Source organism: Moraxella sp. VT-16-12 (assembly GCF_002224245.2).
Lineage (GTDB): Bacteria > Pseudomonadota > Gammaproteobacteria > Pseudomonadales > Moraxellaceae > Moraxella.
The window spans coordinates 112,214-123,830 of record NZ_NKHK02000008.1; the positions used below are offsets into that span (position 1 = coordinate 112,214).

Here is an 11,617-nt window from a genome sequence, read left to right on the forward strand (position 1 = left end):
GGAAAAATCATGAAACACATCAACATCATCACTGTGCTTGTCTGCCTAACTTTACTTAGCGCCTGCGACAAAAGTGCCACCGAACACAACCTAAGTCGCAACAACCCCCACGACTTAACCGCTTTGGTAGATGAGCTGTCTCAACATACAAATAACACCACAGATACCCCTGACATACAGCCCATCATCACCCCTGATGGCAAAATCAAGATAGACTTATCACACATCAAAACCACCCAGCCAAAAGCTGATTTGGCAAGCTATGATTATCCGATTGCTCTTGACACCCAAGCGGTCAAAAATTATGCCAAAGCCCACCATATCACCAACAAACAAGCCCAGCACAGTTTGGTGATTGGCATGGCAAGCCCCGAAGTATTGGGCAAAGTGCTAGACCAGTTAAAAGATGGCAAATACCTAGGTCATCGTCTGACAGATGGTGCTGATATGACACTCATCATCAACACCACGCCTGATGTGGTGGCAGACAGCTTTGATTATGTGTTTGCAGATAATTTTGGCAAAGGGTTGGTGTTACCTGTCATCATTGAACCTGCCATACCAAAAAAATAACCAAATAACATTTTATAAAAAGAGCTAATGCTTGCCATTGAATGATGATTAATGGCAACCAATTAAAACTTCCCAGAACTCCCAAATCAGGCTAAACAAGACATCAATCCATTTTAAACATTATTCACATTATTGTTCTCCTGAATATTGCTGGGATTTTGTAACAGCACATACATTGGCACACCCAAAACGTTTGCTAACTTACAAATATTTATCAGAGCGATATTACGTTTGCCACGCTCCACGCCACTTAAATAACTACGCGCGATGCCACTTTCTAATGCCAATTTTTCCTGAGAAAAATTTTTTTGTTTTCTAATCTCAACCAACCTTAAACCAAAATTTTTCAATGGGTCAGTGTGCATACTTTTACCTTTTTCATCAATCAAAAAATTAAAATCTCATCTTAACCAAAGATGACTGATAAGATAACGCTCTATAAGTACACGCTAAAAAAGTACACGCACTATAATTGACATTTTTAAAAATTTTGTTTATCATATGACCAATGTTACTTAAAGTGGTCATTTTGGTTTTTACGGAGTTTTTATGAAAAAATATAAAGTCAAATATCAAATTGCTGGTAGCTCTGCTTCATATTCATTAACCGTAACTGCCAGTAGTATGAGCCAAGCCAAAGAGCAAATTAAAGCACGCTATTCTGGCAAGCCAATTAAATTTTTATACGTTGTAGAATGCTGATTTAAACTTTAACCTCGTTATCAAAAAGGATAATCGTGATGACTGACAAACTTATGACTTGTAAACATTGTGGTTCTGATTCTGTTGTAAATATGCCCACTAAGGCAATGGGCGGTATTGCAGCAGGCGGTTTGGTTGGTAGTGTCGTACCAGTCATTGGCACTGGACTTGGTGCCATTATTGGTGGTGCTGCTGGTACTATTGCATCTTTGGTTTCAGATTCCAATTCCTATATTAAAGTATGCACCAAATGCAAAAAGACCAATTAAACCCCTAATATATCGGTTAATCTTAACCCAAACAAAAACCCAAATCCTAAGATTTGGGTTTTTTATTAAGCCAATCAGCCTGCCACCACAGGAATTTTACCGATTTTGGCTTGCCAGATTTTGGGAGCGGTGGCGTGTACCGATGTCCCATTGCTATCTACCGCCACCGTTACGGGCATATCCTTGACTTCAAACTCATAAATCGCTTCCATACCCAGCTCAGGGAATGCCACCACTTTGGCATTTTTGATGGCTTTGGACACCAAATATGCCGAACCACCCACCGCCATGAGATACACCGCTTTGTTGTCAGCGATGGCTTCACACGCTGCCTTGCCACGTTCAGATTTACCAATCATACCAAGCAAACCTGTTTGTTCAAGCATTTGACGGGTAAATTTATCCATACGTGTGGCAGTCGTTGGTCCTGCTGGTCCCACCACTTCATCACGCACAGGGTCCACAGGTCCAACGTAGTAAATCAGCTTGTTGGTAAAGTCCACAGGTAGCGTTTCGCCACTGTTGAGCATGTCTGTCATGCGTTTATGTGCCGCATCTCGTCCTGTGTAGATTTTACCGCTTAATAGTAGCACATCGCCTGTTTGCCATGTCGCCACTTCTTCTTTAGTTAAGGTATCCACATTGACACGTTTGCCATTATCAGGATTGTAAGTGATGTCAGGATACACACTCAAATCAGGCGGCGTTAAGCTGGCAGCACCACTACCATCTAGCTCAAAATGAATGTGGCGAGTGGCGGCACAGTTAGGAATCATTGCCACAGGCTTGGACGCGGCGTGCGTGGGATAATCTAGGATTTTGACATCTAGCACGGTGGTCAGACCACCCAAACCCTGAGCTCCGATGCCAAGGGCATTAACTTTTTCGTAAAGCTCCAAACGCAAACTTTCAGTGGTGGACAGCTCCACGCCGCTGTCAGCTTTGGCTTTGAGTTCATGGATGTCAATGTGGCTCATCAGGCTTTCTTTGGCAAGTAGTGTGGCTTTTTCTGGCGTACCACCAATGCCAATGCCCAAAATGCCCGGTGGACACCAGCCTGCCCCCATCTCTGGAATGCTCTTTAATACCCAATCCACGATACTGTCTGATGGGTTGAGCATGGCGAGCTTGGATTTATTTTCAGAGCCACCGCCTTTGGCAGCACAAGTAACATCTACTTTATTGCCTGCCACAATCTCCATGTGAATGACTGCAGGGGTGTTATCACGAGTGTTTTGGCGTTTGCCTGCTGGGTCAGCCAACACAGACGCACGCAAGGTGTTATCAGGGTGGTTATAAGCACGGCGAACGCCTTCATTGACCATCTCTGCCACGCTCATATCACTGTCCCACACCACGTCCATGCCCACCTTTAAAAATACGGTGGCAATCCCTGTGTCTTGGCAAATGGGGCGATGTCCTTCGGCACACATGCGGCTATTGACCAAAATTTGGGTCATGGCATCACGAGCAGCAGGGTTTTCTTCACGTTCTAAGGCTTCGCTTAGGGCTTTGATATAATCGGTGGGGTGATAATAACTGATGTACTGAAAAGCATCAGCAATAGAATTGATAAAATCATCTTTTTTGATGATGGTTTTTTGGCTGGTCATAAGTTTTCCTTTTGGCTGGTTGCAACTTTTATCATAAAAGCAACTGGCTAATAAAAAAGCGACTGACAGGTCAATCGCTTGGTATTGTATCATCTTTGTATGGCAATGTTAAGGGCGGTCTGCTGGCGTTTTTAAAAGTAAAATCATATCTTTTAATGTATCAATCTCGCTTTGCTTTTGTGTCAACAGTTCTTTTTGATGGGAGATAATTAGATTGAGTTTATCAATTTCACTGGCCAAAATAGGATTGCTTATGCCGTGATAGGTGGCAACGCTATGTTCTTTATGCTCATTATTTGAATTAACATAAACACAAACCCCACTTTCCCCAAACGTCATCAACTCAAAAATATCCACATCAAGCACTTGGGCGATTTGTTGTAATTTATCTATATGTAACTTAGTCTCGCCACGTTCAATCTTGGCATAACCATTGGGCGACATATGCAGTTGCTCTGCCATTTTTTCTTGCGACCAATGTTTACTTTCACGCATGAGACGGACTTTTTCGTGGATATTCATACCAATCCTTGATAGTTCTGTACAAAATGGGTAGTTTTCACTACAAATTGGTTAGAAAATATACATTATTTGTGTGTGGCTATTGTTATTTGGCTTAATTATAATAAATGACATCAATAAACAGCGATTTATTGATAATCCTTTGTCATTTTAAAGAAAATATAGGAGTTTTGCAATGAAAAAATTACTTGCTGTAGCGATGGTGGTTGTTTTGGGTATGGGCGGTACATCGGTATGGGCAAAAAACAATGATAAACACGAAAAGTGTACAGACTTATCTTACACTGCATATGCGATAACACACCTACGCCAAGCCAATGTTCCATTAGCCGAAGCTAAAAAAGACTTAAAAAAGATTATGGACGATGACGTGGCTGTGGCAATGCTAAATCTAGCGTATAACCAACCCATTGGTAAAACCAAAGAAGAAAAAGAGAAAATTGCCACAGATATCGCAGTCCAAATGTATAAGGCATGCCAAAATGGTTTATAATTTAATAGTCAAAATATCCATGTATGCAAAATTCTCAATTTTAATGATTGTAGGGCTTCTATCGAGCCCTTTTGCACAAGCAGATACTCAGCAGGACATTGAAGAGTTGTGCAGATTTTCAGAAGAATTTGCAGTAAAGACTTTACGACACAGAATTTTTCTTAACGAGACCCTAGACAATCAAATGCAAACAGTGCCTAGCACCTCTAGAAATGTAACTGTCGACAACCATTTTTTAGAAACCGTTAAAATGGCTCATAAAGAAAAGATTTCATCTAAAGCTAGTAATTCGCAAAAACTGGATAAGGTTATCGCATTTGGCGAAAAACACTATCAAGATTGCCTAGTAGTTATGCAACAAGTAGAGCGAGAAATTAAAAAATACCAAAAAGATGGTGGCTCAGTAAATGTAATTGCTGAATGTGACTACGGTTGTTCTATTAAAGACATTAGTATTGATACACCAATGTATGTAACAGCCAATATCCGCTCTAATTCAATGGTGGAATTGATAACACCCGTTGCATTTCCAACTCATGGCTACCACCTTCATGCCAAATTAAGCAATGGCAAGTATTGCTCAGCCCCCATTACCATTGACCCATCTAAACATACTAACATCTTTGTGTTTAATAGTAGTAGTTGTTATTTATACAGAGTACAATAAAGTTCTCCTATCACTTCCAATAGTCATCATGACCAAGCAAGCAAATAAAAAACACCTAGAAATAAAGTGTTTTTTATTTATACTTTAATAAATTCACCACTCACACAAACCCAAACCCGCCCTTTTGCTCTACTTCACGATACTCTGCTTCATCAATATGAGTCAGTTCCGCCAAGGTCATTGGTTTATCCACCACAATGTCCTTACCCAAAGATTGCAAATAAGCATGGCACTTATCAACAGCCAGTTTGTCAAAATGATATTCTGCAATCAGTCTGCCACGTCTAAGTAGTGCATGGTCAATGTCCATCAAATCAGCATTAAAGGTGCAAATAAACTGACACTCTAAGACATCAGACAATATGCCATCAGCAATGTTTAAAATGGTTGCCACCACATCACTTTGATTACCACCACCAACACGCTCAGCGATATAGTTTTCACAGTCTTCCAACACCAAGACCGAATTTTTCTTTTCTATTAACAGACTCATAAATTGTGGCTCTGCCAATGCCCCAATCAGATTATTTGGCACAAAAATAAAATCTTTGTCAGGAATTTGAGCAGTGAGCCATTTAATATAATTGGTTTTACCTGTGCCAGCAAGCCCATGCAATAAAACCACGCCTTTTTTACCATTGGTCAGTTCATCTTTGATTTTTTGATGAACAGGCAAAAAATTGTCATTATACATGCTTGCCAAATCTAATTTATAAGGTTTGATGGTCTGGTGTTTAAATACCAAATCATTTTGCTCTTTTAATAACAATAAAATCTTTGCCTCAGGTGAAACATATTTTTCCAAGTACTTATCATAAAAGGCTTGGGCTTTTTGCAAGACATTAGGCACGGTTGAATCATAAAAAATACCATTGACCTTTAAAAAGCCTGCTTCTATGACGCTTTTGTCATATTCATCAGATAAGTTTTCTTGTAGTATCAAAAAAAACTCATTATTAGGACAAAAATAGCACAATTCTTTTTCTAAAAATTTTTGTGATTGTTTATCATAATAAAAGGTCTGATAATCCGTGCATTTAACAAAATCTTTTAAATGCTCTTTTTTAATGACAATATCCGCCCCTGCCAAATAAACTCTGGGAAATAAAGATTCCAATAATTCAGCATAAGGATTATCATTGGCTGTTACTTCTTGTTCTAAATTTGTCAATTCAAGCTGATATTGATTATTCCAAAACGTCTCAGTAAATATTTTTCTTGGGCGATAATATTTAGAAGTTAAAATTTTCATTGATTTACCAATTTAATTATTAAAGAAAAGGGTTAGCAATTATAACACAGTTCATATCAAGCACAATTAATTATTTGTAATCATCTTTAAGCATTCGGCAGCCATAACCATGCCCACTGTACCAGTTACGGTAACTGCCGAACCATAGCCACCACAATTTAGTCCACTTTGGCATATCGTCGCCATTTTTAACTGCTCGGTGGAATAAACACATTTCATGCCAAATTTGCGTTTTAGGTCTTTATTGATATTTTTATCTTTTAAAGATTGGCGAAGTTTGGCAAGTAAGGGGTCTTGATAAACATCTTTTAAATCGCTTACTTTTATTTGTAATGGGTCTATTTTTCCACCCGCTCCACCTGAAATGATGAGCTTAACTTTATTAAAACGACAATATAAAGCAATTGCCAGTTTGGCATTCATATCATCCACACAATCTAATATCACCAGTGATTTATAATTGTCTTTATAAGTTTTTATCATGTCAGGTGTTGGTAATAATTGCGTGATATTATCAGGCGTAATAAACTCATCAACCACATGAACAATCATATCAGGATTAATCCCCAAAGCACGCTTTTTCATCACAGCGATTTTGCTTTCACCAAAGGTCTCACTCAGGGCGGGCAATTGGCGATTGACGTTACTTTCAACCAACACGTCCATATCAATAAGCGTCATCTCACCAATACCCGTGCGAGCCAGTGCTTCTGCCGCCCATGACCCCACGCCACCGATACCAATGACATACACATGAGCATTTTGAAATTTATCAAAACCATCATGATACAGCGTGCGTGTGCCTACAAAACGGCGGTTATTTTTTATGTCAGTCATCATAGGTGTTCGTTTGTATTTTTAATGGATAGGATAAGCAAAATTACTTTTTAAAGCGGTATTGGTATTTTGCCAAATTTGGTGTGCCAATAATGCCTTATCCATATTAAACATGGCAGATAATTCATTTAGCACATGAATTAAATGTTTAGGCTCATTAAAATAATTGCCTTCCATCTGAGCAGGCAAAGGCATCATATCAGGGCAATCGGTTTCTATGACAAAAGCAGATATGCCAAACTTATCATAAACAGATTTGATGGCATGGCGATATTTTTTGGCATTAGGATTGGTAATTTGCCCTGTAATACCAATTTTAAATCCCATTTTAACAAAAGCCAATGCTTCATTTTCGCCACCACTAAAACTATGAGCAATACCGCCTTGATTATCGGCACGATATTTTTGCTCTTTTAATAATTTAAGCACATCGGCATGAGATTTACGAATGTGTAATAAAATGGGTAAATCATAGTGTTTTGATAAATGAATCTGCTCTATAAAAAAGCCAATTTGTTTTTTATAAAGAGTGTCGCTTTTTAATTGCTTAGGATAAGTATCCAAACCAATCTCACCAATGGCAATGTTATTAAATTTTTTTAGATAATCATCTAATATGATTAAATCATTATCATCATGTTCATTGATATAAAGCGGGTGTAAACCACACGCCAAATGGTGCTTAATTGGATAATGATTGTCGGCATCAATTTTTGTTTTGACCATTTGGGGGAAATATTTCGCCAAAATACCAATTAAAATTAAATGACGCACGCCAACGTCATAAGCCGATTGATTGTATTTATCTCGCTGATTGTCATATTCTGGTATGTCAAAATGGGTGTGCGTGTCAAATAAAAACATGGCGGTATTTAATGATGATTTTATGGTTATTTTAAATATTGCTCTTTAATAATGCCTGTCAAATCTTCGTATTTGATGGTAAATTCTGGCATGCCCATATTATAAGGAGCAATCTCATCATGTTGATACAAAAATTTAATGCCATCTTTGGTAAACATAAAATTCTTAGTCAAATAAAATTGCCATGTTTTTTCATGCTCGCCGATATTTACTTTGCCTTTTTTTAGGGCGGTATGAAATTTAGCCTTAATGATGTCAGATAATTTTTGTTTTTGGTCAGGCAATAAAATGTCATCTAATTCTAGTTGGCGTTGCTCTTTAATATCAAACACATAATAATAAATACTGCCTGTACCCCGCCCCCCAAACTGATAAAATTCATTAATGGCAAATAGCTCAAAATTACCACGATGACCCAAATAGCTTGGGCGAGATGAAATGTCAATGATGGGCAAATGCTTACTGCCCTGCTCTTTGACGAGCTTTTGGTGTTCTTTGATGATGTTTCGCTCAGATTGTCGCAAAAAATCCGTCAGCTCCTTATCAGTGGGAGCGTTAAGTTTGGTAAACTCTTTGTATAACAAATCCTGCGACAAACTGCCATCAGTACTGGCAAACACACTTAATACGCTTTTGTTAATGGTGTGCTGCACCCACAAATCACTGCTACTAATCAGCCCGTAATTAATGGCAGGACACGCTTGACCGCACAATTTATCAAAATCATTGCCTGTACTTAGATATTTTGGTTCTACATAAAAACTGTTAGCAACACTTGCTGTACTAAACAAAAACACCACGCTCAATAATTTTTTTATCATGCTTGCCATGTTTAGCCCTTATCTAATACCATTTTTAAAAACCGACCAGTATGCGACTGTTCGTCCATCGCCACTTCTTCTGGCGTGCCAACAGCGACAATCTCACCGCCACCATAACCGCCTTCATAACCTAAATCCACAATGTGGTCAGCCGTCTTAATCACATCTAAGTTATGCTCAATCACCACTACCGTGTTGCCTTTGTCTCGCAGGGCGTGCAAAATATGTAGCAGTTTTGCAATATCCTCAAAATGCAGCCCTGTGGTCGGCTCATCTAGGATATACAAAGTTTGCCCTGTATCTCGTTTGGCAAGTTCTTTGGCAAGCTTGACCCGTTGGGCTTCACCGCCTGACAAGGTTGTGGCAGACTGCCCTAGGGTGATATAACCCAGCCCCACTTGCATGAGTGCTTCTAATTTACGATAGATGGCAGGTATCGCCTCAAAAAACACCAACGCATCTTCTACCGTCATGTCCAGCACATCAGAGATGGATTTGCCTTTATAATGGACTTCCAAAGTTTCACGATTATAACGCTTACCAGCACAAACATCACAAGGCACATACATATCAGGCAAAAAGTGCATCTCCACTTTAATCATGCCATCACCTTGACACGCCTCGCAGCGACCACCTTTGACATTAAAGCTAAATCTCCCTGCTTTATAGCCCCTGGCACGAGCTTCTGGCGTTTGAGCAAACAAATCTCGTATCAAAGTAAACACCCCTGTATAAGTGGCAGGGTTTGAGCGTGGCGTACGTCCAATTGGACTTTGGTCAATATCCACCATTTTATCCAAATGCTCCAAACCTTCAATACTGTCATATGGCTCAGGCGTGAGCGTGGTGGCATTGTTTAGCTGGGTGGCAGCTAATGGCATGAGCGTGCGGTTAATCAGTGTAGATTTGCCAGAGCCTGACACCCCTGTGATACAAGTCATCACGCCAATCGGAATGCTTAGATTGACATTTTTTAAATTATTGCCCTTTGCTCCATTTAAACGGATAAATAATGGCTCGCTGAGCGTTTTTTTGCCCTTTTTAATATTGGCAACTTTTGGGCTATGGCGAACTGTAGGAATGGCAATGCGTTTTTTGCCCGATAAATACTGTCCTGTCAAAGACCGCTCATGACTGGCGATCTCATCTGCCGTCCCTGTGGCAATCACACGCCCCCCATGCACCCCTGCCCCCACACCAATATCAATGATGTGGTCAGCAGTACGAATGGCATCTTCATCATGCTCCACCACAATCACTGTATTACCCAAATCCCTAAGGTGGGTGAGCGTAGATAGCAGGCGGTCATTGTCTCTTTGGTGTAAGCCAATAGATGGCTCATCAAGCACATACATCACCCCCATCAAGCCTGCTCCGATTTGGCTTGCCAGACGGATACGCTGAGCTTCACCCCCTGATAAGGTCTCAGCAGAGCGAGCCAAGGTCAGATATTCTAGCCCCACTTTGGTCAAAAACCCAAGGCGTTCACGAATCTCTTTAAAAATCTTGTCCGCCACTTCGCCTTTATGACCATCAATATACAAATTTTCATAATATTGCCACGCCTGACCAATCGGCAAGGCAATGATGTCGCCAATACCACGACCATCCACCTTAACATGGCGAGCAATGTCATTAAGACGCACACCATGACAGACATTACACGTCGTATCAGATAAATATTGAGCAAGCTCATCACGCACCAAATTACTGGTTGTGCCATGATAACGGCGTTCTAAATAAGGCAAAATCCCTTCAAATGGCACGGTTTTACTGGATTTACGTCCTGTCTCAAACACAAAATCAAAGGCGATTTTTTCTTTGCCAGAGCCGTATAAAATGATGTTTTGTTCTTTTTTGGATAAGGCTTGCCAAGGACTATCCATATCAATACCAAAATGATGACACACCGTTGTTAGCAGTCCAAAATAGTAGGCATGACGTTTGTCCCAGCCATGTATCGCTCCCTGATTGATGGATTTTTTGGGTTCTACAATCAGCTTATCAGCACTAAAATACTGGCGTTTGCCCAAGCCATCGCAAGACGGACACGCTCCTGCGGGATTATTAAAACTAAACAGACGTGGCTCAAGCTCGCTGACCGCCCTATCGCAAACAGGGCAAGAATGTTTGGCAGACAAAGTGGTTTGATTTTCACCATCCATCTCATGTAATATGGCGATGTCTGCCCCTAACCGCAGTGCCGTCTCCAAACTTTCTGCCACACGATTGCCCAAATCGTCTCTGACTTTAAATCTATCTATCACCACTTCAATCGTGTGTTTTTTGTTTTTTTCTAGGCTTGGCAGCTCGTCCATGTCATGGATAACACCATCAATACGAACTTTGGTAAATCCTTGGGCGTGTAAACTTTCTAATAGTGCAATGTGTTCGCCTTTGCGTTCACGCACCACAGGAGCAAGGAGCATGAGTTTTGTGCCATCGGGCTTAGCCAAAATGTCATCTACCATCTGGCTGATGGTTTGAGCCACCATCGGCAAATCATGTTCTGGGCAATGGGGCGTACCAACGCGGGCAAACAACAACCGCAAATAGTCATACACTTCGGTAATCGTACCTATCGTAGAGCGTGGATTATGGTTAGTTGATTTTTGTTCAATAGCAATGGCGGGGGACAAACCTTCTATGCTATCTACATCAGGTTTTTCCATCTGGCTTAAAAACTGGCGAGCATAAGCCGACAAACTCTCCACATAACGTCTTTGTCCTTCAGCATACAAAGTATCAAAGGCAAGACTGGACTTACCAGAACCTGACAAACCTGTAATCACCACCAATTTATCTCGTGGAATGTCCACGTCAATGTCTTTTAAATTATGGGTTCTTGCACCTTTGATGTAGATATGTTCGTGTGCCATAAGTCGCCTTAATATGGATAATAGGTCCAATATGGGGGCAAATGGCATTTTTTAAAGCACCCCATCACACCAAAACCCCCACCATCAGGCAGGGGTTTGTCTTACGACCAAGGACTGGGTTGTAT

Annotated in this window: 13 protein-coding genes; 5 read left to right on the forward strand and 8 right to left on the reverse strand. The window is 40.3% G+C overall.

What is annotated here, in order from left to right:
* Window positions 1-9: 9 nt before the first annotated feature.
* Complete coding sequence (locus tag CEW93_RS08520; RefSeq protein ID WP_089538533.1) at window positions 10-573, forward strand: hypothetical protein; 564 nt, start codon at window positions 10-12, stop codon at window positions 571-573.
* A gap of 113 nt (window positions 574-686) precedes the next feature.
* Here CEW93_RS08520 and CEW93_RS08525 read toward each other — a convergent pair whose 3' ends face one another.
* A complete protein-coding gene (locus CEW93_RS08525) occupies window positions 687-962 on the reverse strand; it encodes a helix-turn-helix domain-containing protein (protein WP_255504042.1) in 276 nt (91 codons plus the stop codon).
* 160 nt (window positions 963-1,122) lie between these two features.
* Between CEW93_RS08525 and CEW93_RS10840 the strand changes: the two genes are divergently transcribed.
* Together CEW93_RS10840 and CEW93_RS08530 are read left to right on the forward strand one after the other, a co-directional pair.
* A complete protein-coding gene (locus CEW93_RS10840) occupies window positions 1,123-1,275 on the forward strand; it encodes a hypothetical protein (protein ID WP_186727945.1) in 153 nt (50 codons plus the stop codon).
* A 38-nt stretch (window positions 1,276-1,313) separates the two neighbouring features.
* On the forward strand, window positions 1,314-1,544 hold the full coding sequence (locus CEW93_RS08530; protein ID WP_089538535.1) for a hypothetical protein: 231 nt from the start codon (window positions 1,314-1,316) through the stop codon (window positions 1,542-1,544).
* 74 nt (window positions 1,545-1,618) lie between these two features.
* Here CEW93_RS08530 and CEW93_RS08535 read toward each other — a convergent pair whose 3' ends face one another.
* The gene (locus CEW93_RS08535; protein WP_089538551.1) at window positions 1,619-3,157 is read right to left on the reverse strand and encodes a fumarate hydratase; all 1,539 of its coding nucleotides are present in this window, start codon (window positions 3,155-3,157) and stop codon (window positions 1,619-1,621) included.
* A 108-nt stretch (window positions 3,158-3,265) separates the two neighbouring features.
* Entirely contained in the window at window positions 3,266-3,679 is a 414-nt protein-coding gene (locus CEW93_RS08540) for a helix-turn-helix domain-containing protein (protein WP_089538536.1), read from the reverse strand.
* A gap of 175 nt (window positions 3,680-3,854) precedes the next feature.
* Here CEW93_RS08540 and CEW93_RS08545 point away from each other — a divergent pair, with 175 nt between their 5' ends.
* Entirely contained in the window at window positions 3,855-4,172 is a 318-nt protein-coding gene (locus CEW93_RS08545) for a hypothetical protein (protein WP_089538537.1), read from the forward strand.
* Window positions 4,162-4,839, forward strand: coding sequence for a hypothetical protein (locus CEW93_RS08550; RefSeq protein ID WP_089538538.1), 678 nt, complete (start codon window positions 4,162-4,164; stop codon window positions 4,837-4,839). Before CEW93_RS08545 ends, CEW93_RS08550 begins: the two co-directional genes overlap by 11 nt.
* Window positions 4,840-4,939: 100 nt before the next feature.
* Here CEW93_RS08550 and CEW93_RS08555 read toward each other — a convergent pair whose 3' ends face one another.
* From CEW93_RS08555 to uvrA, 5 genes are all read right to left on the reverse strand, one after another.
* Complete coding sequence (locus CEW93_RS08555; RefSeq protein ID WP_089538539.1) at window positions 4,940-6,091, reverse strand: AAA family ATPase; 1,152 nt, start codon at window positions 6,089-6,091, stop codon at window positions 4,940-4,942.
* 66 nt (window positions 6,092-6,157) lie between these two features.
* A complete protein-coding gene (locus tag CEW93_RS08560) occupies window positions 6,158-6,928 on the reverse strand; it encodes a ThiF family adenylyltransferase (RefSeq protein WP_089538552.1) in 771 nt (256 codons plus the stop codon).
* Window positions 6,929-6,949: 21 nt separating this feature from the next.
* The gene (locus CEW93_RS08565; protein WP_089538540.1) at window positions 6,950-7,792 is read right to left on the reverse strand and encodes a TatD family hydrolase; all 843 of its coding nucleotides are present in this window, start codon (window positions 7,790-7,792) and stop codon (window positions 6,950-6,952) included.
* A 26-nt stretch (window positions 7,793-7,818) separates the two neighbouring features.
* The gene (locus tag CEW93_RS08570; RefSeq protein ID WP_089538541.1) at window positions 7,819-8,622 is read right to left on the reverse strand and encodes an RsiV family protein; all 804 of its coding nucleotides are present in this window, start codon (window positions 8,620-8,622) and stop codon (window positions 7,819-7,821) included.
* Window positions 8,623-8,624: 2 nt separating this feature from the next.
* On the reverse strand, window positions 8,625-11,492 hold the full coding sequence (gene uvrA, locus CEW93_RS08575) for an excinuclease ABC subunit UvrA (protein ID WP_089538542.1): 2,868 nt from the start codon (window positions 11,490-11,492) through the stop codon (window positions 8,625-8,627).
* Window positions 11,493-11,617 lie beyond the last annotated feature (125 nt).